This is a genomic window from Ensifer sp. R1-3 (assembly GCF_056739175.1).
The window spans coordinates 1766412-1789975 of sequence record NZ_CP096515.1; the positions used below are offsets into that span (position 1 = coordinate 1766412).

The 23564-nt window shown below is 61.9% G+C and carries 27 protein-coding genes; 9 read left to right on the plus strand and 18 right to left on the minus strand.

Annotated features, from left to right (window positions below):
• Positions 1-23 precede the first annotated feature (23 nt).
• From M1D43_RS08535 to M1D43_RS08545, 3 genes are all read right to left on the minus strand, one after another.
• Positions 24-194, minus strand: coding sequence for a hypothetical protein (locus M1D43_RS08535; RefSeq protein WP_013844138.1), 171 nt, complete (start codon positions 192-194; stop codon positions 24-26).
• 288 nt (positions 195-482) lie between these two features.
• Positions 483-767, minus strand: coding sequence for a hypothetical protein (locus tag M1D43_RS08540; RefSeq protein ID WP_003527375.1), 285 nt, complete (start codon positions 765-767; stop codon positions 483-485).
• Between the two features lie 154 nt (positions 768-921).
• Positions 922-1566: an SH3 domain-containing protein gene (locus M1D43_RS08545; protein ID WP_318853836.1), complete on the minus strand. Its 645-nt coding sequence runs from the start codon at positions 1564-1566 to the stop codon at positions 922-924.
• A gap of 243 nt (positions 1567-1809) precedes the next feature.
• Here M1D43_RS08545 and M1D43_RS08550 point away from each other — a divergent pair, with 243 nt between their 5' ends.
• The gene (locus tag M1D43_RS08550) at positions 1810-2865 is read left to right on the plus strand and encodes a DUF2336 domain-containing protein (RefSeq protein ID WP_153313427.1); all 1056 of its coding nucleotides are present in this window, start codon (positions 1810-1812) and stop codon (positions 2863-2865) included.
• Between the two features lie 253 nt (positions 2866-3118).
• Here the strand turns inward: M1D43_RS08550 and M1D43_RS08555 are convergent, their stop codons facing one another.
• From M1D43_RS08555 to M1D43_RS08565, 3 genes are all read right to left on the minus strand, one after another.
• A complete protein-coding gene (locus M1D43_RS08555; protein ID WP_127540522.1) occupies positions 3119-3454 on the minus strand; it encodes a DUF1491 family protein in 336 nt (111 codons plus the stop codon).
• Between the two features lie 86 nt (positions 3455-3540).
• Positions 3541-4500: a peptidoglycan-binding domain-containing protein gene (locus M1D43_RS08560; RefSeq protein ID WP_127540520.1), complete on the minus strand. Its 960-nt coding sequence runs from the start codon at positions 4498-4500 to the stop codon at positions 3541-3543.
• A complete protein-coding gene (locus M1D43_RS08565) occupies positions 4472-6049 on the minus strand; it encodes a sensor histidine kinase (protein ID WP_127540578.1) in 1578 nt (525 codons plus the stop codon). The genes M1D43_RS08560 and M1D43_RS08565 overlap by 29 nt, the downstream gene beginning before the upstream one ends.
• A gap of 514 nt (positions 6050-6563) precedes the next feature.
• On the opposite strand from M1D43_RS08565, the gene M1D43_RS08570 reads away from it, so the two are divergent.
• Both M1D43_RS08570 and M1D43_RS08575 read left to right on the plus strand, forming a co-directional pair.
• A complete protein-coding gene (locus tag M1D43_RS08570; protein ID WP_003527381.1) occupies positions 6564-7001 on the plus strand; it encodes a DUF5330 domain-containing protein in 438 nt (145 codons plus the stop codon).
• A 187-nt stretch (positions 7002-7188) separates the two neighbouring features.
• Positions 7189-7611: a SufE family protein gene (locus M1D43_RS08575; RefSeq protein WP_003527382.1), complete on the plus strand. Its 423-nt coding sequence runs from the start codon at positions 7189-7191 to the stop codon at positions 7609-7611.
• Positions 7612-7814: 203 nt separating this feature from the next.
• On the opposite strand, the gene mucR is transcribed toward M1D43_RS08575, so the two are convergent.
• The 8 genes from mucR to M1D43_RS08615 all read right to left on the minus strand — a co-directional run bounded on the left by mucR (position 7815) and on the right by M1D43_RS08615 (position 14583).
• Complete coding sequence (gene mucR, locus M1D43_RS08580; protein WP_003527383.1) at positions 7815-8246, minus strand: exopolysaccharide biosynthesis transcriptional regulator MucR; 432 nt, start codon at positions 8244-8246, stop codon at positions 7815-7817.
• 405 nt (positions 8247-8651) lie between these two features.
• Positions 8652-9002, minus strand: coding sequence for a monovalent cation/H(+) antiporter subunit G (mnhG, locus tag M1D43_RS08585; protein ID WP_003527385.1), 351 nt, complete (start codon positions 9000-9002; stop codon positions 8652-8654).
• Positions 9002-9373, minus strand: a complete 372-nt coding sequence (locus tag M1D43_RS08590; protein WP_003527387.1) for a cation:proton antiporter — start codon at positions 9371-9373, stop codon at positions 9002-9004. Before M1D43_RS08590 ends, mnhG begins: the two co-directional genes overlap by 1 nt.
• On the minus strand, positions 9370-9846 hold the full coding sequence (locus M1D43_RS08595; RefSeq protein WP_003527389.1) for a Na+/H+ antiporter subunit E: 477 nt from the start codon (positions 9844-9846) through the stop codon (positions 9370-9372). Before M1D43_RS08595 ends, M1D43_RS08590 begins: the two co-directional genes overlap by 4 nt.
• Entirely contained in the window at positions 9843-11408 is a 1566-nt protein-coding gene (locus M1D43_RS08600) for a Na+/H+ antiporter subunit D (RefSeq protein ID WP_003527391.1), read from the minus strand. Before M1D43_RS08600 ends, M1D43_RS08595 begins: the two co-directional genes overlap by 4 nt.
• A gap of 6 nt (positions 11409-11414) precedes the next feature.
• On the minus strand, positions 11415-11792 hold the full coding sequence (locus M1D43_RS08605) for a Na+/H+ antiporter subunit C (RefSeq protein WP_003527393.1): 378 nt from the start codon (positions 11790-11792) through the stop codon (positions 11415-11417).
• Entirely contained in the window at positions 11792-12211 is a 420-nt protein-coding gene (locus M1D43_RS08610) for a Na(+)/H(+) antiporter subunit B (RefSeq protein WP_010968976.1), read from the minus strand. Before M1D43_RS08610 ends, M1D43_RS08605 begins: the two co-directional genes overlap by 1 nt.
• Positions 12208-14583 (minus strand): putative monovalent cation/H+ antiporter subunit A, encoded by a 2376-nt coding sequence (locus M1D43_RS08615; protein WP_127638321.1) that lies wholly within the window; start codon positions 14581-14583, stop codon positions 12208-12210. Before M1D43_RS08615 ends, M1D43_RS08610 begins: the two co-directional genes overlap by 4 nt.
• Before the next feature lie 252 nt (positions 14584-14835).
• Here M1D43_RS08615 and msrB point away from each other — a divergent pair, with 252 nt between their 5' ends.
• Together msrB and M1D43_RS08625 are read left to right on the plus strand one after the other, a co-directional pair.
• Entirely contained in the window at positions 14836-15243 is a 408-nt protein-coding gene (msrB, locus tag M1D43_RS08620; RefSeq protein ID WP_153313426.1) for a peptide-methionine (R)-S-oxide reductase MsrB, read from the plus strand.
• A 193-nt stretch (positions 15244-15436) separates the two neighbouring features.
• Positions 15437-15934, plus strand: coding sequence for a hypothetical protein (locus tag M1D43_RS08625; protein WP_010968973.1), 498 nt, complete (start codon positions 15437-15439; stop codon positions 15932-15934).
• 280 nt (positions 15935-16214) lie between these two features.
• On the opposite strand, the gene trhA is transcribed toward M1D43_RS08625, so the two are convergent.
• Positions 16215-16877 (minus strand): PAQR family membrane homeostasis protein TrhA, encoded by a 663-nt coding sequence (gene trhA / locus M1D43_RS08630; RefSeq protein WP_498814188.1) that lies wholly within the window; start codon positions 16875-16877, stop codon positions 16215-16217.
• A 62-nt stretch (positions 16878-16939) separates the two neighbouring features.
• Between trhA and M1D43_RS08635 the strand changes: the two genes are divergently transcribed.
• Complete coding sequence (locus M1D43_RS08635; protein ID WP_127620314.1) at positions 16940-17125, plus strand: hypothetical protein; 186 nt, start codon at positions 16940-16942, stop codon at positions 17123-17125.
• A gap of 22 nt (positions 17126-17147) precedes the next feature.
• Here M1D43_RS08635 and M1D43_RS08640 read toward each other — a convergent pair whose 3' ends face one another.
• Together M1D43_RS08640 and M1D43_RS08645 are read right to left on the minus strand one after the other, a co-directional pair.
• Positions 17148-17492 carry a TraR/DksA family transcriptional regulator gene (locus tag M1D43_RS08640; protein ID WP_153313425.1) on the minus strand — a complete coding sequence of 115 codons (345 nt, stop codon included), beginning with the start codon at positions 17490-17492 and terminating at the stop codon, positions 17148-17150.
• Positions 17493-17552: 60 nt separating this feature from the next.
• Positions 17553-17975 carry a universal stress protein gene (locus M1D43_RS08645; RefSeq protein WP_003527403.1) on the minus strand — a complete coding sequence of 141 codons (423 nt, stop codon included), beginning with the start codon at positions 17973-17975 and terminating at the stop codon, positions 17553-17555.
• 368 nt (positions 17976-18343) lie between these two features.
• Here M1D43_RS08645 and M1D43_RS08650 point away from each other — a divergent pair, with 368 nt between their 5' ends.
• The 3 genes from M1D43_RS08650 to M1D43_RS08660 all read left to right on the plus strand — a co-directional run bounded on the left by M1D43_RS08650 (position 18344) and on the right by M1D43_RS08660 (position 22069).
• The gene (locus M1D43_RS08650; RefSeq protein ID WP_153313424.1) at positions 18344-19234 is read left to right on the plus strand and encodes a VOC family protein; all 891 of its coding nucleotides are present in this window, start codon (positions 18344-18346) and stop codon (positions 19232-19234) included.
• 186 nt (positions 19235-19420) lie between these two features.
• Complete coding sequence (locus tag M1D43_RS08655; protein WP_192923410.1) at positions 19421-21529, plus strand: S9 family peptidase; 2109 nt, start codon at positions 19421-19423, stop codon at positions 21527-21529.
• Between the two features lie 12 nt (positions 21530-21541).
• The gene (locus tag M1D43_RS08660; protein ID WP_015007331.1) at positions 21542-22069 is read left to right on the plus strand and encodes a DUF1697 domain-containing protein; all 528 of its coding nucleotides are present in this window, start codon (positions 21542-21544) and stop codon (positions 22067-22069) included.
• Positions 22070-22148: 79 nt separating this feature from the next.
• Here the strand turns inward: M1D43_RS08660 and M1D43_RS08665 are convergent, their stop codons facing one another.
• Positions 22149-23345, minus strand: coding sequence for an IS256-like element ISRm5 family transposase (locus M1D43_RS08665; RefSeq protein ID WP_153313422.1), 1197 nt, complete (start codon positions 23343-23345; stop codon positions 22149-22151).
• Positions 23346-23564 lie beyond the last annotated feature (219 nt).

Sequence of the window (23564 nt, forward strand, 5' to 3'; positions counted from 1 at the left end):
CTGCCGGCGCTTTGCCCGCGAGTTTACTGCTTCTTGGCCTGGCGGCCAGCCGGGGCAGTCGGCTGCGGTCCGCGGCCGTCCAGCCTTTCGTAACGGATTCCTGTGAAGAACAACACCTTGGCGCCGCCCTTCCCGACAGGACGCCGTCGAGGGCGTTTGACGATCCGGTCCTGCATTCTGATTACGTCTGCCATGCTCGTCTCCATAGTCTCACGAGACGGATGAACTACCGTACAGATTTCACCCTGCCCGTTTTCGGGCTGACGCATTTTCCGGGTTTCCGGACAGACGCGCCCTTCTCACTCACTCCTTCTTCCGGTCACCCGGATGTCGTCCGTTTCGGCATAAGAGGCGAGGCGATAATAGCCGCCTTGTGCCGATTGAGCCACAGCCTGGTTAACCATTTGTTAATCCAGACCATGACGCATTAACCTCGCGCAATCCTCAATCTTGGGGGATTTGCAAATCCGGCAGTCCGTCCGTCAGCGCCTTGCAATCAAACCGAAAAGGAAAGCTACGCCGGCGACCGTCAGCAGCGTCGAAATGGGTTCTTCCCGAACGCGCTCCCGGACGCGCTGCGTCATCAGTTCCGCTTCCCCCTGCACGACGGCCTTGGCTCCGGTGCCGATGGCCGAGACGGTCTCCGTCAGCCGGGCGATCTCTGCCTTCAGTTCCTGGACCTGGGATTCCAATTCGGCCTGTGCGCCGGACGTCCGCGTTTCGGCACCCGTCTCTGCGCCGACTGCCGCCAGATTCTTCTCCGCCATCTCTCCGCTCCTTGCCATTCCGGGATCACCCTTTGCGCGATTTCAACGCGTCGAGGCCGGATTGGTTCCCATGGAGGGACGACGCAAGTTCAACGGCGGCAGGAAGGCCGGCGACGATCGCCGACCCTGGAGTGAAGCGACCGAATCGCAGCGCCTACTCTTCGCAGCGGAAATCGCCGGTATCGCATTCCACGATGGTCCTCTGACCGTCGTAAAGGCGCTCGCGACGCGACTGTTCCCGTTCAGCCCCCTCGATCCTGCGCCAGCGGTCATCGTCACTGCCGCGCTCCGGTTCCCATTCGCGCCGCTCTCTCTCCCGGTCACGCTCCCAGTCCCGACGTTCCCGCACCTGGCGGTGTTCCCATTCGGGCCGGTCGCGTTCACGCTCGCGATCCCAATCGCGGTCATGCCTCCAGCGGTCGCGATCGCGATAGAAATCACGGCCGCGGTAGTTGCGATCCCAATAGCTGTCGAACTCGAAGACGACTGTCGGGATGCCGAGCGGACGGTAGTATTCCGGCTCCACATAGACCCGGCGGCTGCGATAGGCGGCCTGCACATACCGGCCTGCCACCCATCCCCGCCCGCCGTAGAAGGAAACGTCGCACCAGGCGCTTTCCGAGAGGCAGCCGTGGATTTCCACCGATTCGCCGACCGGAATGACCGTTACAGCCGGATAATATGTACTCGGTCCCGAGCGCATATTGACATTGGCAGTCGCAAAACCTTCGGCCGCCGATGCGGCCGCGGGCATGAGCAGCAGCGCACAGGCAGCCGCCCTCAGAAACATTTTCTTCACAAATCAACTCCCACATGAGAGGCCGCAGCCCGACTCGCTTCCGGCGTTTGCCGTCGATCGGATCAAAAGGGAGCGCTTGTGGACTTTTTATGGCTGAGGAAAGCGGCCTTCCGCTGCAGGGGCGGCTCGTCACCAGAATGACGCAAGCCTGAATAAAGCCCCAACGTCCATAGTTAATGCTGCGCTAACGATTTCGATCTAGTTTTAGACACGTGTGTCGTTCCGAACCATCGGAATGCCGTCATGCTTTGCGTTTTAGGATATGTCGTGACAAACCGGTTTCGTGAGTTGGAACGGCCGCAGACGGGGCGGTTGAAGGACGTCGTGCTGATGGCGACCGTCACCGGCTTCGAGAGCCTTCGGCTTCCAAGCCGGTCCGACATGAAGCAATTTACCGAGCTGTTCGAGCCGCTCTTCCTCGGCTCCAGCAACGAGGCCCGCCGGCAGGCGGCGGCGGCGCTATCCCAATGCCCCCACGTGCCGGAGCCGGTGGCCCTGCTGATCGGCAGCATGCCCATTTCGATCGCCGCCGCCTTCCTCGCCCGTGCGGCAGCGATTTCCGACGGCGTGCTCATTTCCATCATTCGCCAACAGGGGCCGGGCCACGCGAACGCCATTGCCCGTCGGGAGAACCTTTCGCCTTCGGTGATCGACGTGCTCGTCGAACATCATCAGTCCGCTCCCCTCCCCGCACGGCTTCACGACGGCGCCAGTCGCCCGGTGGCGAGCGATCCGCAGACGGCTGCCGCAGCCGTCGATCGCGAAGAAAAGCTGCGCGCGGAAATCAAGGCGCTGGCGCGCGTCGGAACACAGGAGAAGAACGGCACACTGCCGATCCAACCCATCAGCGAGCTGCATTGCGCGCTGCTCGTCCGTTTTGCGCGCAATGGCGAAACGACGCTCTTCTCCACGGCCCTGGCAGACTCGCTCGGAGCAAGCCGCGCACTCACCGACCGTATATTGCTCGATGTTTCCGGCCAGCAACTCGCCGCGACGCTCGCAGCTCTCGCCTTCCCGGCGGACGAGGAAAGCCGCGTGCTCGAGGGGCTCTATCCCCACCTTTCCGAAAGAATCGGCGGCGGCAACCGCGCCGAAGCACTGATCCGAAGTCTCGACCGGCAGGCGAGCGGCGAACGGGTGGCGTCCTGGCTTCGCGCCGATGCAAACGGGGCGAAGCCCTCCCGGCATGAGAGCCTGCTTGCGGAAAATCGAGCCGCAGACCCGCGCCGGCACGAGGCGCAAACGGTTGCGCGTCAAAGCAAGGCCGTCGAACCAAAGCGGGGCTTCGGCCAGCACTAGATCACGATGATTTTAGCTAGGTCGGGTCGACCTAAAATCATGAACGTGATCGATTCTAATGGGATAGAGCGGGATGCTGTGCTCGTCACAGGGATCCAGCCAGACCAAGTCCTTCGGCTGAAAGAACGCTTCCCGCGCCGCAGACGCGGCGCTGCCCTCATCTCTGTGACAAGCACAGAGATGAGGGCGAGGAGAAGCGCCATCATCCATCTCGCAGCAGCCGTCATAAACTCCAGATGAATCTCAACAGGCCTTAGACCAGATCGAACAGGTCGCTGCAGTCGTCGAGTTCCAACTCTACGATCCAGCAGTCCGGGTCGAAGCGGATTTCCGAGGAAAGCGCCCGTTCGACGGCTTCGGCTTCGACGCCCCGCAATCGCACCTCGAAGCGGCGCGACGTATCTCCTTCCTCATCGAAGAAATTCTGCGGCGCCGGCGCGTAAAGCGTCTCGTAGCCCGATCGTCCGCGCTGCCGGATGAAGATCGCGCCGGCGTCCTCCGCTCCCTTGCGCAGCACGGCCGCATACCCGCCGCGTCCAAAGGCGTTCCGCAAAAGCGAGGAGACGAAAATGTGGGACCTCAGGCGCATGCAAAGCTGATACACGCGCCACCGGCGAGATGCAAACGGAGCGACCGACCGCCAGTGGTGCGCAACTGCTCCTCTTGCTCTGGCCGTCAGAGCGCTCCGATTTCCTTAAGCTTCTTGAGAACCTTGGGGTTGGGCTCTCCGGTCTGAGGAAGATGATAGTGTTTTTCGAAGTGACGGATGGCTGCGCGCGTCTGATCGCCGGCAACGCCGTCTACGACGACATCCGCATAGGCGAGATTGCTCAGCCCCTTCTGGATGTTCATCACCATTTCGCTCGACACGGGAGCCTCCGTGCGAGGGTCGAGCGCGTTGCCCTTCTCGGCGCTGCGGATGGCAGCGGCAACCGGATCCGCCTCGGCCGGAACAGTCTTCGGGTCGGAATAGGGCCGGTTGGCGGGCGTCGCAACGGCCGGCGAGGAGCCGCCGGCGTTGCGCAGTGCCTGAAGCAGATCGGCACTCGGCGCACCGGTCTCCATGCGGCCGGCCTGCTTTTCGAAGCGGAGGATCGCCGCAGAGGTCTTCGGTCCGCTTCGGCCGTCCGGCGCTCCTTCGTAGAAGCCGAGCCTTGCCAGTTCCTTCTGGATGTCCGCAACCAGCGTCGAGACCGTGCTACCGTGCGCATCTGCTTCTGGTACGTCCTGCGCCGGAAGCGACGCGTGCCGTTCGTTGGATCCGGCCGTTGCCGCATCGCCGGCCTTCGCGTCCCCCTCCCGCTCTATTACGAAGGTGGTAACATCGCGCTGCTCGACCGGCTCGCCTTTGGCGGCCGCAAGGCGCTCGGCCACTTCGGGACTGACGAGGGGCACGCGGGTACGCAGAAGCGGCGAGGGATGAGTACCGTTCTGGTACCACATGGCGTTTGCGGCGACGAAACTGAAGACGACGGCAAAGATCGCCGACCCGCCGGCGCTCACCGGATGACGGGAAATCAGGCGGCCGGTGAGCACGAGGCCACGGCCGACGACAGCGAGTCCGCGCAAGGCAAGACCCGCTCCGCGCCGCGCCGCCCGCTTGCGCTCAGGCTGTTTTCGCTTGCGCGGCGCCATGTCCCCCTTCCCTGTCAATTTCTCCGGTGCGGAGAGCCTCGGACAACGCCGGCACTCCGGCTTCCCTCTTTCCGTCTGCGTTCTGTTTCAATCGCGGCGGGAACTCCACTGTGACGGGCGCATCCGCGCACTGCCTTTCGGCCGCGCCGGAGGCGTCGCTGGGAATGGTTACGACGATCACGGTACCCTCCCCTTCGGCGCTGCGGATCGAAACGTCGCCGCCATGCAGTTCAGCAAGTCCCTTGACCAGCGACAGGCCGAGTCCGGTACCCTCGTAGCGGCGGGTATAGTCATTCTGAATCTGGACGAAAGGTTGGCCGAGCATTTGCAGCTTGTCAGCGGCAATACCGATTCCGGTGTCGCTGACCGTTAGCTTCAGCATGTTGCCTTCGAGCGCGGCATCCACCGTGACAAGCCCGCCGCGGTCGGTAAACTTGATGGCGTTGCCGATGAGATTGATGAGGATTTGCTGGAAGGCGCGCTGGTCTGCATTGATTTCGCCGACCGAACGGGTAACGCGGCTCGTCAGCCGCACGCCTTTTTCGCGCGCCTGGTGCGACAGCATGGCCTCGCAGGCGGCGATGGCCTCGGCGACACGGAACGGTTCGAGGAGAAGCTCGTAACGGCCCGCTTCGATCTTGCTCATATCGAGCATCGTGTTGACGACCGAGAGAAGATGCGTGCCGGACTGATGGATCAGCGACACATATTCGCGTTGGCGATCGTTTTCGAGCTTTCCGAAATATTCGCCTGCAAGCACGTCCGAAAAGCCGAGGATGGCATTGAGCGGCGTGCGCAATTCATGGCTGACGGCGGCAAGGAACCGCGTTTTGGCATCGTTGGCCGACTCGGCATGTGCTGCCTTGGCCGCCGCCTCTGCCTGCAAACGCGCCTCTTCGGAGACATCGCGGGACTGGGCGACAATCGCAAGGAGATTTCCTTCAGCGTCTCGAAGCGGCGTCATCTCGCAGTAGATATGTGCGAATTGAGGGCCATCCGCCGACGTCCGTTCGAGACGGATGTCCACGGCAGAACGCTCGCTGTCCAGGCGCAGCGAATCGATCGCTCTCAGGAAGGCGATGCGATCCGACACATGGATCTGCTCGATGAAGCCGCGCCCATGCGGATCGCGCATCAGTTTCAGATACTCACTCGCATCGCGCCCGTGGACGGACAGGACGTGGCCCCGGGTATCGTGGACGGTCACCAAACCCGCAAAGAGATCATAGGCCGCATTGAGATCGGGCAGTTCCGGTGCAGGCGCGAATTCCACCTCGCCGTCCGTCGGGAATTCTCGGCCGCCGGCAATGGCTGCAGCCGCGGCCAGCAGGGACGCCGAGGCCCAAAGCGCCGCTCCCGCCGGCAGGGCGGCGGATACGGGCAATGCCAGCGTCAGCGCGAGAGGGACGATCGGCAGCGCGGTCAAGGATACGGCAGCGACGGCACGCAGGCGTCTGAAGTCGTGACGCGCAATAGCTGAGCCCAGGCCGCCGCGCGGCAGCCAAGGTGCGGCCGCTTCATCCACGAGGGATGTCCATCTGCCAGCCATGTCACGCAATAAATTCACGCCTTGCCCTGCCGAATTTGTCGTTCTTGCGAGGCATTTCCGGACCGTTCCGCATCGTCGCGGACGACCGCCTCGTGATGACCCGAATCTCGCACCCCCGACTTAATGAAAGAATAAACGGCCGCTCTCCGGGGGCGCCCCGGGCGGCCGAAAATTCCCGATTTGAGGCAATCCGCGCGAGCATCGTCAGATGTGGTTAACGGTGCGTAAGCAGCGGATTTTCGTGGATTTTTCGGTTCGCGTTAACGATTTGGGCAGGCATCGCCACTACCCGGCGCCGGGAACGCGGGGCTTGAGGCCGAGACCCCCGCCACGAGCGTTAACGACGATCGCTAAAATGCAGGGAAAAGCGGCTGCACGAATATGCCAGTCATGAATTTCAATAAAATTTGAAGCAAATACCGTTGTTTCTGGAAAAGTGGCCTTGTGATTCCCGCGCTAGTTTCGAAGCGTAAACACCACGGCCGCAGCCGAAGGCAAAAGAGGATGGCGCAAGATGTGGTTTCTCGTTAAGGCGACGTTCTGGTTCTCGCTGGTGCTGGTGCTGCTGCCGTTTCTCGATCCGTCGAGCAGCGAGAAGCTCGAGCATGGCCCGAAGATGGAGATCGGCGGCACCTTCTCTGCCGCGAACGAAGCCATCCAATACATAAGCGCCATCTGCGTAGAGAAGCCGGACGTCTGCGAAAAGGGTGCGGAGACTTTCGTCGCCCTCGGACATCGCGCGCGCGAAGGCGCTCGGATCGCCTATGAGTTTCTCAACACCCAGTTCGCGGAAGGCGATGCCGCCGCTCCCGACGTCAAGGTCATGACCGGTACCGTCACACCGGCAGAAAGTGTCCCTTCGGCGGAGGCGACGGAGAAGGCCGAACCGGCCTTCAAGCGTATGCCGGTTCCGGAACACCGCCTCGATCCCGGTCCGGCTTCCGGGAAGTAACTCCTGCCGCGACGAAGGCAGACCGATCGTTCGGGCGTGGCAGCGCGGGGAAACGCGATTGCCTGTTCTCTTTGCGGCCCGCGTCTCCTATATGAAGGTGAGATAACGATGCGCCCGAAAGGCGGTTGAAGCAGTCGCCTTTCACGCGGACTGCGCTACGCAGCGGGCGCCGAAAGCCGGACATAGCATGACTTCACTTGACCAGATCATCGACGACTTTGCATTTCTCGACGAATGGGAAGATCGCTACCGCTATGTGATCGAACTTGGCAAAAACCTGCCCGAGATGCCGGAAGTCTCGAGGACGAGCGAGAATAAGGTTCAAGGCTGTGCCAGCCAGGTCTGGCTCGTGACCCATGCGACCGGCGATGCTGAAGACCCGCTCCTCACCTTCGAGGGAGAATCGGATGCGCATATCGTGCGCGGCCTCGTGGCGATCGTCCTCGCGATCTTCTCCGGTAAGCGTGCTTCGGAAATTACCAGAATCGACGCTCTCGACATCTTCGGCAAGATCGGCCTCATCGAACATCTTTCCTCGCAACGCGCGAACGGCCTGCGCTCGATGATCCGGCGTATCAAGAGCGAAGCCGAAGGGCGCCTGCCCGCCTGACCGGCAAAGAGTTAGAGCACTTCGAGGAAAGGTGCGTAACGGTTTTCCGTCCGGAAGTGCGTAGCCTCGAAGGGTTAGAGTGTGTCAGTGTTTCAATGAAATACTGAACGTCGAAAAAAAAGCCGGCCTGAACCGGCCGGCTTTTATGACACAACTCAGGTGTTCGCTTGCGCGTTCCCGACGGCCCAGTGGGGCCGCCCGGATCACTTGCCGCGACGCTTCCGACGCTGTCCGAGACCCATTTCCTTGGCGAGCCGCGAGCGCGCTTCCGCGTAGGCCGGTGCGACCATCGGATAATCCGCAGGCAAATCCCACTTGTCGCGGTATTCTTCCGGCGAAAGGTTGTGGTGCGTCATCAGATGCCGCTTCAACGACTTGAAGGTGCCGCCGCATTCGAGACATGTGATCTGGTCGTCCTGCACCGACTTTCGGACCGAAACCGCAGGCTTCGGCTTTTCCACCGGAACGACCACCGGCGCAGGAGCCGTGGTGTTGTTGAGAGCCGAATGCACGTCGGCTATGAGCGTCGGCAGCTCGGCAACCGGAACCACGTGGTTGCTTACATAGGCGGCAACGATCTCCGCCGTAAGCTCAACCAGGAGTTCATTGCTCGTACCGAGCGAAGTCTCTGTCATTTCTTTCTCCTATCGGAATCCAGCGACGAAACCTGAAACAGAGTTTCAGGGGGAGGATGTACAAAATGCCGTCGATTAGCGCTTGCCGCCTCGGAACCGACCGCTATCTCGCGATGGAGACTGCGGTTCTGCCGCGACATCAAGGCTCGAATTGCGAGAGGGAAGATCCGTCACCAAGGCGCCAAAGCGGCCGACACCTCAAAGCAACGGACAAGCATCACAACTCAGGCTGGAATTTCAGTTCAAAGTATTTTCCACAACGACACTTTGCATTTACTGCATTAACACTGATCCGCCAAAAGTCCAAACATAAATTTAACGGCATGCAGCAACTTTATTCCGAGTTGCTAAAATTGTCACGCTCGGCAAAATTGTCCTCAAATACAGAGTCAGAAATGCTGCCGGTCAATGCCGGCGCGCCTCTTCCTTATGGGGAAGCTGATCTATCACGGATCGTTTTGACATCCTGTAGCCCGCTTGATGTGCGGCTTTTGCCAATAAATGGGCCGAGATCGGTGCCGTCAGCACGAAGAAGACAAATCCCGCAAGTGCGCGCACGAAGACGGCGGCGTCCAGCGAATGCAGCCCGGCCGCAAAGAGCAGCAGACCCGAACCGACGGTACCGGCTTTCGAGGCCGCGTGCATGCGGGTGTAAAGGTCGGGGAAGCGGACGAGGCCAACCGCGGCAAGCAGCGAGAAGCAGGCGCCGACAACCATGATCAGCGCAACGACGTAGGCAATGATTTGCAGAGCCATCAACGCGCTCCCTTGCGTTTGCGGCGCCCGGCCTGGCTCGCGCGCGGCTTTGCCTGAGGGATCTCCGTTGCGCCTGGCGTCCTGCGCTCCGGCGAGAGGCCGCGCGCCAGGATGAAGCGGGCGAAAGCGACAGTCGCAAGAAAGCCGACGAGCCCGAGGGCGATCGCGATATCGATGTAGAGATAGAATCCGGTCCTTACGGCGATCACCGCGATCAGGCCGATCGCAATCGCCACCAGCATATCGAGGCCCAGCACCCGGTCCGGAAGCGTCGGCCCGCGAATGATGCGCAGCACCGTCAACAGCAGCGCGAGCGAGAGAAGCACGAGCGCCACGCCGGAGGCCGCGCTCAGGACTGCAGCGGGCGTCATCGTTCGAAGGCCTCCCGAATTCGACGTTCGAAGCCGCCGGCGATGTCTCGCCGTAGCGCTCCCGGATCGGCGCAATCGAGCGCATGGACGTAGAGGGTCTTGCGATCGTCGGAGACATCCACCGACAGCGTACCCGGCGTAAGTGTGATCAGATTGGCGAGCAGCGTTATCTCGAAGTCGCTCCTGAGCGCGAGCGGATAGGCAAAAATGCCGGGCTTCAGCGCCATGTTCGAGCGGAGAACCAGAACCGCGACCTTCGTTGCGGAAATGGCGAGCTCCTTGAAAAACAACGATGCGAGCAACAGGAGCCGCAACGGTCTCAGCGGGTAAGCCACGGGGCGCAGCTCACGCCGGATCAACCAGAGCGACAAGGCGCCGGCTGCGAAGCCCAGCAGGAGGTTCGCGGGCGTGAAGCTGGCGCTGATTGCCCCCCAGATGAGCGTAAAGACCAGGTTGGTCAGCAGGAATTTCATTGCGGACCTCCTGCGGGAAAGACTGAATTCAGGTAAGCGGACGGCTCTGCAAGACCGGCGGCGGCGCTCTGGATCATCGCGAGCAGCGGTTCGGGATAGAGGCCGAGCGCAAGCGCCAGAAGCGTAAGCGCTGCAAGCGGACCCAGGGCCGCCGCGGACAGGCGGGCGGGGCCGTCCGCCGCCTCGGGGATTGCGCTGTCTCGCCAATAGGCCAGGAGGAAAAGGCGGCCGGTGGCAATCATGGTGAAGAAGCCGACGAGAAGAAGCGCGGCGGCAAGCCACCAAGCGCCGATATCGATGGCCGCCTTCACCAGCATGACCTTCGGCCAGAAGCCGGAAAAGGGCGGCAGGCCCGAAACGGCGAAGCACAGCATCAAGGTCAGCGCCGCAAACCCCGCATGCTTGCGGTAAAGACCCGCGAGCGTTGCGATCGAGCTGTCTGCACCGAGGCGCATGGCGATCCCAGAGGCGAAATAAAGGCCCGTCATCACCAGCATCGAATGAAGCGCGTAGAAGATCGCGCCGCCAATGCCGCCCGGTCCGCCGATGGCTATGCCCGCGAGCATCGAGCCGATGCCCGAAACGACGAGGTATCCGAGAATGCGACGAAAATCCGTTTGCGCGAGCGCGCCGAGAACGCCGACCATCATCGTCAGCGCACCGACGAGCGCCAGGACGAAGCTCAATTCCTCCCTCTCGATCGGGAAGAGCATGACCGTGACCCGGATCAACGCATAAATACCGACCTTGGTGAGCAGGCCGGCAAAGAGCGCCGACACGACGACGCGAGGGGTATGATAGGAAGCAGGCAGCCAGAAGTTCAAAGGAAACGCGGCCGCTTTCATGCCGAAGGCAAGAACATAGAGTCCGACCAAAGTCATCAACGGCGCATTGACCCGCAGTTCGTCGGCCTTGCGCGCGATGTCGGCCATGTTGAGCGTGCCGAACACGGCGTAGAGGAAGCCGGTAGCGACGAGGAACAGCGTCGTTGCGACCAGGTTCAAAAAGCCGTACTTCACCGTCCCGTCGATCTGCCCGCGCTCGGAGCCGAGGACCAGTAGCCCGAAGGACGAGATCAGCAGGACCTCGAACCAGACATAGAGGTTGAAGATATCCCCCGTGAGGAAGGCTCCCGAAACGCCGGCCATCAGCAGCATCAGCAGCGGATAGAAACCATAGCGCCGGCCGCTGTCGTTGATATCGGCCAGCGAAAAGATGCCGGCGGCAAGAGCGACCAAGGCCGCCACCAGGGCAAAGAGCGCACCGGTCAGGTCGACCGTGAAGGCGATACCGAACGGCGGCAGCCAGCGACCCATCACCATGGTCGTCGGCCCATTTCTTGCGACGTGATCGAGCAGCGCCACGTCGATCAGCACCAGCACGGCCAGGCTCGCAAGCGCTATTGCGGGCTGGAGGCCGGCCCAGCGACGAAGCATCACGAGGAGCGCACCGACGGCCAGACACCAGGCGACGGGCAGAACGACGAGCCATTCGACGGCCGGCGCCGGGGCCAGCATCAGGGCTGCGGAAAGGTCGACGGGGACGGGGGTGGAAACGGCCATGGTGCGTCAGTATCCCAGCGGCGGTGCCGGCTCGTTCACCGGTTCCGCAACACGCATCTCGTCCGTGTTGTCTGTCGCGAGGTCTTCATAGGCGCGCCAGGCGAGAACGAGGAGAAAGGCGAAGAAGGAGAAGGAAATCACGATGGCGGTCAGGATGAGCGCCTGCGGCAAGGCATTGGCAGCCGGACCGGAAAGCACATCGGCGCCCTCCGCTATGACCGGCGGTACGTCGCGCGTCAGACGGCCGCCGGTGAAGATCAGAAGGTTCACCGCATTTCCCAGGATCGCCACGCCCAGGAGGACGCGGATGATGGATTTCGACAGAAGCAAGTAAATGGCGACGGTGAAGAAGAAAGTGACCAGCAGCGAAAACCAGGTCTCCATCAGGCGCCCCCTCTTTCTTCAAGCGACAGCGCGATCGAACTGATGGCACCGACGACGACCAGGTAGACCCCCGTATCGAACAGCATGACGGTGGAGAGCGGAACCTCGACGCCGAGAAAGGAGGGATATATCCAAAGCCCGGTCATGAACGGCACCCGAGCGAAAAGTGACACCAGTCCGGCCACGGTCGCGGCGAAAAGGCCGGCGCCGGCGATAGCCATGGGGTGGAAGAATATCGCCCGCCGCACCGTCTCCACGCCATGGGCGATGCCGTAGATCGCCAGCGCCGAAACGGCGATCAACCCGCCTATGAAGCCGCCTCCGGGCTCGTTGTGGCCGCGCAGCAGCACGAAGATCGAAAAGAGCATCATCAATCCGGCGAGGAAGGGTGCAACGGTCCGAAAAATGATCGACTTCATACCGGCTCCTTCGTGTTCGCATCAGCGGCCGCGATCTCGCGCGTTTCGCCGCGTCTCAACGATCCCGCCCGCAACCGCACGAGGGAAAGGATGGACAGGCCCGCAACCAGCACGACGGCAATTTCGCCAAGCGTATCCGTGCCTCGGAAGTCGACGATGATGACGTTGACCACGTTCGCGCCGTGCGCGATCGATTTCGAATAGAGGTTGAAGAAGTCCGTCAGCGTCGCATCGAACGGCACGCCGGTAACCCGGAGAAGGAAAAGGCCGAATCCGATTCCGCAGGCGAGCGCGATCGTGAAGTCGGGAAGCTTCTGCCTGAGTGGTCGGTGATCCGAGGGAGACAGCCGCAGCCGGGTCATCACCAGTGCCAGCACGACGACGGACAGCGTCTCTATCATGAACTGGGTGAAGGCGAGATCCGGAGCGCCGTAAAGCAGGAAGAGCATCGCGACGGCGAAGCCCTGAATTCCGAGCGAGACGATCGCCGTCAGCCGGTCCGCGGCCAGCACCACGGCGAAGAGGCCAAGCACGGCGATCGCCATGATCGCGAATTCGTGCAGCGGAACGTCGCCCGGAAAGAAAGGTGCGCGCGGGAATTCGCCGTAGCGCAGCGGCAATGCGAGCATGACGGCGGCGACGAGCAGGAAGGTCACGGTCATGTAGTTATCGAGACGGCCGCCCTGCAATCGGCGGGTCGCGGCGACCGCAAACCGCACGAGGCCGCGTATGAACTGGTCGAAGCCTCGATCCGGTCCCCAGCCGATATCGGCAAGGATCACCGCCATGGCTGCGCGCAGCCGCGTCAGATTGAGGAACAGAACGACGCCGACCGCCAGCGTCACGACGGAGAGCAACAGCGGCACGCCGATATGCGGTGCGAGAGAAATCGTCACGGTTCTCGGTTCGCCGGCAACGGCCGAGGCCATGGGCGAGGTCACGAACCGATGAACAAGGCCCGACATCAGCGCGATGGAAAGGCCCTTCGCAGCCAGGATTGCCGGGCCGATCCAGAGGAGCACCGGTGCCTCGTGGGCATGCCTCGGCGTATCGACCTTCGGGCCCAGAAACGGTTTTAGAGCGATCGCGAAGCCGACGGCGAACATCAGGCCGTTGCCGAGGATGGTCAATGCCGCGAAGACCATGGACCGGCGGTCGAAACCGGAGAGTGCGGCGTAGATTTCCTCTTTTGCAAGGAACCCGAAAAAGGGCGGCAGGCCGCCCATCGACAGGGCCGCCGCAAGAGCTATGGCGAAGGTCAGAGGCATCGCCCTGCGCAGGCCGCCGAGCTTCGTCAGATCGCGCGTACCGGTTTCATGATCGATGATGCCGGCCACCATGAACAGCGCCCCCTTGAACAGGGCATGCGCCACCAAGTAAAGCACTGCGGCTTCGATGGCGTAGGGCAGGCCGAGGCCGGTCAGCATGACCAGAAGACCGAGCGACGACATGGTCGTATAGGCCAGCATCATCTTCAGGTCCGTCTGGCGCACTGCCAGGGCGGCTCCGGCGACGAGCGTCGTCACGCCGAAGAGCGGCAGCAGAACCTGCCACTCCGTCGTACCGCCGAGCACCGGGTTGAGCCGCATCAGAAGATAGACCCCCGCCTTCACCATCGTCGCCGAGTGCAGATAGGCCGAAACGGGCGTCGGCGCTTCCATGGCGTTCGGCAGCCAGAAGTGAAACGGAAACTGTGCCGACTTGGTGAATGCGCCGCCGAGGACGAGGAGCAGCGCCGCGAGATAGAAAGGGCTTTGCTTCAGTTCGTCGCCGAAGGACAGGAGCAGCGAAAATTGCGTGACGCCGCTGACGTTCCACAGGATGAGGAGCCCGGCGAGCAAGGCAAGCCCGCCTCCCCCCGTCACGACCAGGGCCTGCAAAGCCGCGCGGCGTGCCGCCTCGCGGGTGTGATCGAAGCCGATCAGCAGGAACGAAGTGATCGACGTCAGCTCCCAGAAGACGAAGAGCATCAGGAAGCTGTCCGAGACGACGAGCCCCTGCATCGAGCCCATGAACATCAGGATGAACGAAAAGAAGCGGCCCTGGTCGGGATGCCCCTTCAGATATCCGCCCGAATAGAGGACGATCAGTGTCCCGATGCCCGAAATCAGAAGCGCGAAGGTCAGTGACAGGCCGTCGATCAGCCAGGAGAAGCTGACGTTGAAGGACGGTATCCAGATATAGCCGCCGGTAACGATCTCGCCAGCGGCGACTTCCGGAATGAAACCTGCGAGATGCATGAAGATGGCGAGTGGCGCAAGCGCCAGCAGCCAGGCGGCATTCCCGCCGAGAAGCCGGGTCAGGGCCGGTGCGACGACGGCCGCGGCAAAGGGAAGACCGAGGGCCAGGAATGTCAGGGCCGCGGCATCCATCGTATCGACACGCTCCTTCTCATTGATCTTTCAGTCAAGCTTTAACCGGACATAGAAGAAGGGCGGGCCTGCCTCAAGGGAAATCGGCCGCGGTGTGAGGTTATGCCACGTTTATACTATGTAGAGGGCAGCGGCTTCGCCCCGACCCTGATCAGGATCCTGTCCAGGACGCGGAGCTCGTGGCATTGACCCCCATTTGTGCCCGAGCGGATGCCATCCTATATATTCGCCGCAATCGAAAGGAGCGCAGCCATGTCCGAAAACCGGATGCCGAAGATTACGAAGACGAACGAGGAGTGGCGGGCAGCGCTGACGCCCGAGCAGTACCGCGTCACGCGCGAGCATGGCACCGAACGTCCCTTCACCGGCCCCTTCCTCGACAATAAAAGGCATGGCACCTACAAATGCGTCTGTTGCGGCCGCGCGCTGTTCCGCTCGGACACCAAGTTCGATTCCGGCTGCGGCTGGCCCAGTTATTTCGCCCCGGTCGATCCGGACGCGATCGCTGAATATGTGGACCGCTCTCACCTCATGGTCAGGACGGAGATTCGCTGTGCCGATTGTGACGCCCATCTCGGCCATGTCTTCCCCGACGGGCCTCTTCCGACGGGCCTGCGCTATTGCCTCAACGGCACTGCGATGACATTCGAGGAAGATTGACCATAAGGGACTGTTCCGGCGGCACTTTCAGCATGCGTGTTGTCTATCGCATGCCCTTAAACCCGGAACGATTTGAAGATAAGATGATGCAGCAGTTCAAAGCCGTTGCGACGGCCCTCGCGCGTGCAGGAAGAAAACGCGCGGTGCGTTGAGAAGAACCGGCAGGTCGAACGAAGCCGAGAGGACGCCACGCATGCGCCGTGCCTTTATCGCATCTCTGCTCCTCGTGACGCTTGCCTCGCCCTCTGTCGCCGAGGACGACTGGCACCCTTACGCCAATCCCCGCTTCGGCTACACGGTCGACATCCCGCCCGGATTCGAGATGGGCCTTGAGGCCGATAACGGCGACGGCGTCAGATTTCATGCCGATGACAATGGCGCGACGCTCATGGTGTTCGGCACTCATCCGCCGGATGGCGACTTCGAAACCGACGTCGCCGAAAGGATCGGCTACGAGAAGCAGGCCGACTGGCGAATCATCTTTTCGCGCGTCACGCCCGCCTGGGCAAGCTTTTCCGGCGCGCGCGAGAGCGACGTTTTCTATACGCGGGCGATTGCGCTCTGCGACGGCAGCGCCGCCTATTTCAGGCTGCAATATCGGAAGAGCAACCTGACCAGTTTCGATGGCGTCATCTCGCGCATGGCCTCGGCACTCAGGCCGTCGGAAGAATGTCAGCCTGCAGCAGACTGAAGCTGCAGCTTTGAATCTGGCTAAGGCCTGTTGAGATTCTGGATACCCGCCGCAGCCTGTTGATTACCTCATCCCTGTGCTCGTCACAGGGATCCAGCCAGACCAAGTCCTTGGGCTGAAAGAACGCTTCCCGCGCCGCAGACGCGGCGCTGCTCTCATCTCTGTGACAAGCACAGAGATGAGGAAGAGGAGAGATTGCAATCCGGTGATACGTTTCCTGGGCCAGCCAGAGCTAGGTCATCCGCGCCGACAGCTCGACCCGACCTAAAAACATCGTGATCTAAGATACAGCGGCGCTGCTGATGCAGGTCAAGACTGCGGAATAGTGCACAGCCGCTCCCGTGACGACAAAGCCGTGCCAGATGGCGTTCTGGAAGCGAAGACGCTCCCAGACATGGAAGATGACCCCGACCGAATAGATGACGCCACCGATGACGATCAGGGTGAGCGTCGTCGCGCTCAAGGCGGTAAAGAGGGATTTCGCGGCGAGCAGCCCGCTCCAGCCCATTGCGAGATAAAGCAGGATCGCCAGCCGATCGAAGCGTCCGGGCAGGAGGCACTTCATGGCGATGCCGGCGGCTGCGATAAGCCAGATGGCGACCAGCATCGAGAAGAGGAACGGATCATCCCAGCCGCGCTGCAGGAAAGGCGTGTAGGTTGCAGCGATCAGCACGAAGATCCCGGAGTGGTCCAGCCGACGCAGGAACCACTTTGCCCGGCCGACCGGAAAGAGGTTGTAGACGAATGAAATCGACAAGGCGCCGATGAGCCCGCCGCCATAGATCGAAGCCGCGGCCAATTGCCCGGACGTGCTCCAGACGGTGGCGTAAAAGATCAGGGCGGTAACACCGACGAGCGCCGCCGAAAGGCCGATCCCGTGGACAATTGCGTCGGCGATCATCTCCGATCGGTCGTAGTCCCATTTGACGCCGGCAACCTTCACGCGGCCCCTCCCGCTCCGCTTCCGATATCCGTCTGCAGCCTGCAGCAGCAACGAAATACCTCATGACCGATTACGGCGGATTCGAGCAGTTCGAAACGCCGCACAGGATCACCATGGTTTCGGTTCATCCTGCCACAGAGCAGCGACACGGCAAAGCACCAGGATCGGGCGAAAGGATCAACTTTTGCAACGCATTACAACAAATACCGCACCCTGCGCGGGAGCGTGCAGCAAACGGCTTTCGCTGAAGCAGACGGGAGCTTTGGGTGGTTATCTCCCCTCGGTCGCGATCTCGGCGGCGCAGGTCTGACAGAGCGGCGCATGCGGCACGGCGCGCAACCTTTCCGGGGATATGGCGTCGCCGCAACGGACGCAAATGCCGAAGGTTCCTGCTTCGATGCGGTTGAGCGCAGCGTCGATCGCGCGAATTTCGCCCTGGCCCGCCAATCCGAGTCCTTCCAGGACCTCGTCGCTCTCCCGTTCCGTTACGCGATCCGGCACATCGGCATTCATCGGCTGCTCGAGGTCTTCCTCTATCTGCACCAGCCGGCCATGAAGTTCGCGTTTGCGGCGCAAAAGCTGTTCGCGAAAGTCGTCAAGCGCATACTTATCCATTGCGTGACTCCTTCGGATCGCGGCGCAGGCGGCCTGCACCGCTCCCTTCTATTCCCAGTATTACCGGTCGACGAGAACCGCGCAGGGGCAATGGCTGACGACACGGCTGGCGGTCGACCCAATGAAATAATCGATCAGCCCCGGGCGGTGGGACGCGATGATCACCAGGTCGGCATTCTCTTCCTCGGCGAGGGCGTTGATGCTGCCGGCAGCTCCGCCGGTGCGGATTTCGACGCGCCCGTTGATGCCATGCTTGGTCTTCAGCGCTTCCAGGGTCTTGACCGCGTGCTTGCGCGATTCCTCGATCATCTCCAGCGGAAAATCGACGATCATGTAACCTTGTGCATAGGCGTTGAGATCCTCGACGACGTTGAGCAGAATAATCTCTCCCCCCTCATCGATCAGTTTCTCGGCGATGCCAAGGACGGACTCGCCGTGCTCCAGCTGATCCATGGCGATCGGCACGATGATCTTCTTGTACATGCTGCTGCGTCCTTTTCCTATGTTACCACGTCGCGCGCCGAATGCGACGCTGATCCCTCAGCTTGGCCGGTCATCCGGCCCCGGCTCCCGTCATGGACGGAAACCACATCACGCACCCCGTCCTGCGCCGGACCGACATCGAACGGTGGCGGCTGTACGGGCCTTGACTTGGATCAAAGTGACCGCCCCTCTGCTCCCATCGCTCCCACCGTTAAAGGTAGCGCGGCCGTGACGACTGTCAACGTTCATCGAACACAACATCAAGTAATATAAGAGCTTTCGCGAACCTGTTCACGTGCTCATATTGAATTGGGCAGCAGATCACAGTCTCGGGCGTCGCCCTCCCGCTGTCCGAAAAGGCGAATAGGATGAAGGACACCTCACAACCGAAGCCGCAGGCCAGCGTTCCCGCCGATCACGCGACGGCGATGCCCGCTTATGTCGATCGGTCGCATCTTGTCGTCAGCGACCTGGAGACGGTCTCGTCCTGGTACCAGCGGATAATCGGTCTGTCGCCGATCGAGGCGAACATAAGCGGCGTGACGCTCGGCGTCGCCGGAAGACCGCTCCTGACGTTGACGAGCGACGGCAATGCCGTAAGGGCTCCGCGAAACGCACCCGGTCTCTTCCATCACGCATTCCTGGTTCCGGACCGCACCGAGCTCGGACGCTGGCTCGTGCATGCCGCCGAGAACGGGGTGCAGTTGCAGGGAGCCTCCGATCACCTCGTCAGCGAAGCGATCTACCTCGCCGATCCGGAGGGTAACGGAATCGAGATCTACCGCGATCGACCGCGCGAGGAATGGAACTACGGAGGGGACGGCATGGTGGCAATGAACACGCTGCCGCTCGATTTACAGGCACTCTACGAGGAGGTGCCGAAGAACGGCTGGGACGGCCTGCCGGCCGGCACCACGATCGGTCACATTCACCTTCAGGTCTCGGATATCCCGCAGGCGGACGCTTTTTTCCGCGATGCCCTGGGGCTCGACCTCATGGCGCGTTATCCTGGAGCCAGCTTCTTCGCGACGGGCAAGTACCATCACCACGTGGCGGCCAATATCTGGAATTCGCGCGGGGCGCCGAAACGCCAGGGCAACATGACCGGTCTCGCCGACTATACGATCCGCTTCCGGGAGCCGGCGACACTCGCCGCCGCGATCCGGAAGCTCGACTCGCTCGAAATAGCCGTGGACAGGCAAGGCGATACGCATAGCCTCACCGACCCGTGGGGCATCGGCCTCAAACTCGCCGCCTAGACGGCTCGGCAGCCCTTTCCGCTTGATCGCCGCGCTGGTGCCCTCTATCTCATTGTCTCCCCCATACGGCGCCGCACGTCTCGTCAGACGCGAGGTTGCTGTAGCGCTTTAATCTGCTGCGTGTTCTCCCCTTGAATCGGTAGGATTCCAGAAGACATGCAGCAGGACCGATCCCGGAGACATGCCTTGTCCGTATTCAAGAACCTGCCCGCCGCGCCCGTCGCCCCGAAAAAGCCGGTAACGGATACCCGCCACGGCAAGACCCGCACCGACGATTACGCCTGGTTGAGGGCCGAAAACTGGCAGGCCATGTTCAAGGATCCGTCGATCCTGGATCCCGAGATCCGCCGCCATCTTGAGGCGGAGAATACCTATATGAACGCCGCGATGGCGGACACGAAGGACCTGCAGAAGACGCTGTTTGCCGAAATGCGCGGCCGGATCAAGGAAGACGATTCATCGGTTCCGATGAAGGATGGCCCTTTTGCCTATGGGACGTCTTACGTCACCGGCGGCGAGCATCCGCGCTATTTCCGTATCCCCCGCGAGGGTGCAGCGGGCGACGAGACGATCCGCCGGGTGCTGCTCGACGGCGACAGGGAGGCTGAAGGAAAGGCCTATTTCCGTATCGCCGGACTTGACCATTCGAGCGATCATTCACGCGGAATCTGGGGGTACGACGACAAGGGCTCGGAATATTTCACGCTGAAGGTGCGCGACCTTTCGACCGGCGATGACCTCGAGGACCTGCTCGAAAATACGGGTGGCGGCGGCGCCTGGGCGCCGGACGGCAAGAGCTTCTTCTATACCGTGCTCGACGAGAACCACCGCCCATCGAAGATCTTCCACCACGTCATCGGCACGCCGCAGTCGGAAGACCGGCTGGTTTATGAGGAGCCCGATGCCGGCTTCTTCATGTCCGTCGGCGGTTCGCTCCTCGATGATTTCATCTATATCGACATACATGACCACGAGACGAGCGAATACCGGCTCATCCCGACCAGGGACCTTGCCGCGGAGCCAAAGATCGTGGCGGCGCGCGTAACCGGCCTTGAATATTCCATGACCGAGGGCGGCGACGTCTTCTACATTCTCACCAATGCCGACGGCGCCAAGGATTTCAAGATCATGGAAGCGCCGGTGGAAGCGCCGCAGAAGGAAAACTGGCGCGAGGTCGTGCCGCACAAGCCGGGAACCCTGATCCTCAGCCATATGGCCTATGCCCGCCATCTGGTCTGGCTGCAGCGCCGCAACGGCCTGCCGGAAATCGTCATCCGCGACCGCCGAACCGGCGAGGAACATGCCATCGCATTCGCCGAGGAGGCCTATTCTCTGGGGCTTTCCGGTGCGGCCGAATACGACACCGACATCATCCGTTTCTCCTATTCGTCGATGACGACCCCTTCGCAGCTTTTCGACTACGACATGCAGACGCGCAAGCGCACGCTGCTCAAGACGCAGGAAGTCCCCTCCGGCCACGATCCGGACGACTATGTGACCCGCCGGGTCTTCGCTCCGGCGCACGATGGCGAGCAGGTGCCGGTCACCCTGCTCTATCGCAAGGACACACCGCTCGACGGATCCGCCCCTTGCCTGCTCTACGGCTACGGTGCCTATGGCATCACCATTCCCGCCAGCTTCAACACCAATTGCCTGTCGCTCGTCGACCGCGGCTTCGTCTACGCGATCGCCCATATCCGCGGCGGCAAGGACAAGGGCTTCCACTGGTACGAAGACGGCAAGATGGCGAAGAAGACCAATACGTTCAAAGACTTCATCGCAGCCGCCGACTATTTGAATCAGGAAAAGTTCACCTCCTACGCGAACATCGTCGCCGAGGGCGGCTCGGCCGGAGGCATGCTGATGGGCGCCATCGCCAATATGGCGCCTGAGAAGTTCCGCGGCATCATCGCCGCGGTGCCCTTCGTCGACGTGCTCAGCACGATGCTGGACGACACGCTGCCGCTGACACCCCCGGAATGGCCTGAATGGGGCAATCCGATCGACAGCCCGGAGTTCTACGACATCATCGCGAGCTACTCGCCCTACGACAATGTCGGTGCCAGGCCGTATCCCGCCATTCTGGCGCTCGGAGGCCTGACCGATCCGCGCGTCACCTATTGGGAACCGGCGAAATGGGTGGCAAAGCTGCGCGAGGAGACGACCGGCAGCGAACCCATCCTGCTCAAGACCAACATGGACGCGGGCCACGGCGGCGCTTCCGGCCGCTTTCAGCGGCTGGAGGAGATCGCCTTCGAATATGCCTTCGCCATCAAGGTCGCAGGCAGGATGTAAGGGGCGGAGCCGGTGCCGGTCTATGTAGCACTGCTCAGGGCCGTCAATGTGGGCGGCACCGGCAAGCTGGCGATGGCGGACCTCAAGGCCGTCTGCGACGAGCTCGGCTTCGCGGGCGCCAAGACCTTTATCCAGAGCGGCAACGTCGTCTTTCGCTCTGACCTGCCTGAGCCCGCAGTGCAGGCGAAACTCGAACAGGCGCTAGCGGCGAAAATGGGCAAGGCACCGGGAGTCTTGCTCCGCAGCCGCCGCCAACTGGACGACATCGCGGCCAGGGCGGAGCGGTTTCTCGATGCCAAGCCGAACTTGCTGCTGATCACCTTCCTGCCGGAGCCGCCTCCCGCCGACGCGCTCGACAAGCTGGTGGCACCTGATGGAGAAGAGGTGCGGATCGACGGGCGCGAAATCTATGTCCACTATCCGAATGGATCCGGTCGATCGAAGCTGAAGCTTCCGGCGCTCAGACCCGGCACGGCGCGCAATCTCAACACGATACGCAAGCTGGCGGAAATGGCAGCCGCGATGGAAGACGGTTCCTGACGTTACAGCGAGACGCCACATCGCTGCGATCTGGGTTGTGTGCGTCAAGTTCTGCAAAATGGGCGGTCATGCGTGCTGGTCATGCGGCTTGACGGAGTGCGAGTTTCTTGTGCTCTCGCAGGTCGTCCATGTTGATGTAGCGATTGGCCTCCATCCAGTTTTCGTGGGTTTCGACGGCGAGGGCGCGGACGAGTCGTAGGCAGCTCTCGGTGTTGGGAAAGATGCGCACGACGTAGGTTCTGCGGCGGATTTCCTCGTTGAGGCGTTCCAGCATGTTGGTGCTCTTGAGGTGCTTGTGATGCTGGCGCGGCAGACGAAAGAAGGTCAGCGTCTGCTCGATGGTTTCCTCAACCCAGGAGGTCAGGCGCGGATAGCGGACCGACCATTTTCCCAGCCACGCGGCGAGATCGGCCTTCGCCTCATCAAGGTCGCGGCGATCATAGAGCCATCGAAGCTCCTGCAGGCAATCGTCGCCATGTTTGCGCGGCAGGTGATCGAGGGCGTTCCTGAGGAAATGCACGTAACAGCGCTGCCAGGCAGCTTCCGGGATCACCTCGCCAATTGCCGCGACGAGACCGGCATGGTCGTCGGAGACCACCAGTTCGACGCCCTTCAAACCGCGCCCTTTCAGCCTGACGAGGAAGTCCTTCCAGGCGCAACGGCTTTCACGGCCGGCCATCTCGACCGACAGGATCTGCCGCCGTCCGTCCCAGTCGATGCCGACAGCGATCAACACCGCCTGGCTCATCACCACACCGGCCTCGCGCACCTTCTCATAACGGGCATCGAGAATCAGGTAGGCAAACGGCTCTTGAAGCGGGCGCTCGGCAAAGGCCTTCAGGCTCTCGTCCAGCCGCTTGTTGATCGCCGAGATCGATGACGCCGAGAAGGCATGGCCGCACAGCTCCTCGGTGATCGCCTTGACCTTCCGCGTCGACACCCCTTGCACATACATCTCCGCCAAGGTTGCCACCAGCGCCCGCTCGGAGCGCTGATAGCGTTCGAACAATTCGGTGGAGAAGTGCCCCGAGCGATCCTGCGGCACCCGCAGCTCGAGCTTGCCCACCCGCGTGATCAGCGTGCGGCCATAGTGGCCCGAACGGTAGCCGAGCCGCTCCGGCGTGCGCTCGCCTTTCGCAGCTCCCAGCGCCTCGTCCATCTCCGCTTCCAGCACCTCCTGCATCACCGTGCGGATCACCTCGCGCAGCCCATCGGGGTTCGAAAGCAAAATGTCTTTGACGGCGGCGCTGGCTGTCTTACCTTCAGTCTTGGTCATGGTGGCGTTCCTTCCAGGGAATCAGGTGACGTCAACATCACCAGCCTGCCATGACCGCCTCTCTCAGTGAATTTGCAGAACCTTCAGCACACTACCGCGATCTGTGAGGCCTGCCTGCCACGAGCGGCACTCAGTGCCTGATCGCGAGGGTCCCTTCGCACGAATGAGCGAGGGCCCCTGTTTAGGCATCGGGGCCGAAACCTCGCGAAAAGGGCTGGG

Excerpts from the sequence above, each read along its gene's own strand:
- M1D43_RS08535 (WP_013844138.1), bottom strand. The coding sequence starts at position 194 with ATGGCAGACGTAATCAGAATGCAGGACCGGATCGTCAAACGCCCTCGA.
- M1D43_RS08540 (WP_003527375.1), bottom strand. The coding sequence starts at position 767 with ATGGCGGAGAAGAATCTGGCGGCAGTCGGCGCAGAGACGGGTGCCGAA.
- M1D43_RS08550 (WP_153313427.1), top strand. The coding sequence starts at position 1,810 with ATGCTTTGCGTTTTAGGATATGTCGTGACAAACCGGTTTCGTGAGTTG.
- M1D43_RS08555 (WP_127540522.1), bottom strand. The coding sequence starts at position 3,454 with ATGCGCCTGAGGTCCCACATTTTCGTCTCCTCGCTTTTGCGGAACGCC.
- M1D43_RS08560 (WP_127540520.1), bottom strand. The coding sequence starts at position 4,500 with ATGGCGCCGCGCAAGCGAAAACAGCCTGAGCGCAAGCGGGCGGCGCGG.
- M1D43_RS08565 (WP_127540578.1), bottom strand. The coding sequence starts at position 6,049 with ATGGCTGGCAGATGGACATCCCTCGTGGATGAAGCGGCCGCACCTTGG.
- M1D43_RS08570 (WP_003527381.1), top strand. The coding sequence starts at position 6,564 with ATGTGGTTTCTCGTTAAGGCGACGTTCTGGTTCTCGCTGGTGCTGGTG.
- M1D43_RS08575 (WP_003527382.1), top strand. The coding sequence starts at position 7,189 with ATGACTTCACTTGACCAGATCATCGACGACTTTGCATTTCTCGACGAA.
- mucR (WP_003527383.1), bottom strand. The coding sequence starts at position 8,246 with ATGACAGAGACTTCGCTCGGTACGAGCAATGAACTCCTGGTTGAGCTT.
- mnhG (WP_003527385.1), bottom strand. The coding sequence starts at position 9,002 with ATGGCTCTGCAAATCATTGCCTACGTCGTTGCGCTGATCATGGTTGTC.
- M1D43_RS08590 (WP_003527387.1), bottom strand. The coding sequence starts at position 9,373 with ATGACGCCCGCTGCAGTCCTGAGCGCGGCCTCCGGCGTGGCGCTCGTG.
- M1D43_RS08595 (WP_003527389.1), bottom strand. The coding sequence starts at position 9,846 with ATGAAATTCCTGCTGACCAACCTGGTCTTTACGCTCATCTGGGGGGCA.
- M1D43_RS08600 (WP_003527391.1), bottom strand. The coding sequence starts at position 11,408 with ATGGCCGTTTCCACCCCCGTCCCCGTCGACCTTTCCGCAGCCCTGATG.
- M1D43_RS08605 (WP_003527393.1), bottom strand. The coding sequence starts at position 11,792 with ATGGAGACCTGGTTTTCGCTGCTGGTCACTTTCTTCTTCACCGTCGCC.
- M1D43_RS08610 (WP_010968976.1), bottom strand. The coding sequence starts at position 12,211 with ATGAAGTCGATCATTTTTCGGACCGTTGCACCCTTCCTCGCCGGATTG.
- M1D43_RS08615 (WP_127638321.1), bottom strand. The coding sequence starts at position 14,583 with ATGGATGCCGCGGCCCTGACATTCCTGGCCCTCGGTCTTCCCTTTGCC.
- msrB (WP_153313426.1), top strand. The coding sequence starts at position 14,836 with ATGTCCGAAAACCGGATGCCGAAGATTACGAAGACGAACGAGGAGTGG.
- M1D43_RS08625 (WP_010968973.1), top strand. The coding sequence starts at position 15,437 with ATGCGCCGTGCCTTTATCGCATCTCTGCTCCTCGTGACGCTTGCCTCG.
- M1D43_RS08635 (WP_127620314.1), top strand. The coding sequence starts at position 16,940 with ATGACCGATTACGGCGGATTCGAGCAGTTCGAAACGCCGCACAGGATC.
- M1D43_RS08640 (WP_153313425.1), bottom strand. The coding sequence starts at position 17,492 with ATGGATAAGTATGCGCTTGACGACTTTCGCGAACAGCTTTTGCGCCGC.
- M1D43_RS08645 (WP_003527403.1), bottom strand. The coding sequence starts at position 17,975 with ATGTACAAGAAGATCATCGTGCCGATCGCCATGGATCAGCTGGAGCAC.
- M1D43_RS08650 (WP_153313424.1), top strand. The coding sequence starts at position 18,344 with ATGAAGGACACCTCACAACCGAAGCCGCAGGCCAGCGTTCCCGCCGAT.
- M1D43_RS08665 (WP_153313422.1), bottom strand. The coding sequence starts at position 23,345 with ATGACCAAGACTGAAGGTAAGACAGCCAGCGCCGCCGTCAAAGACATT.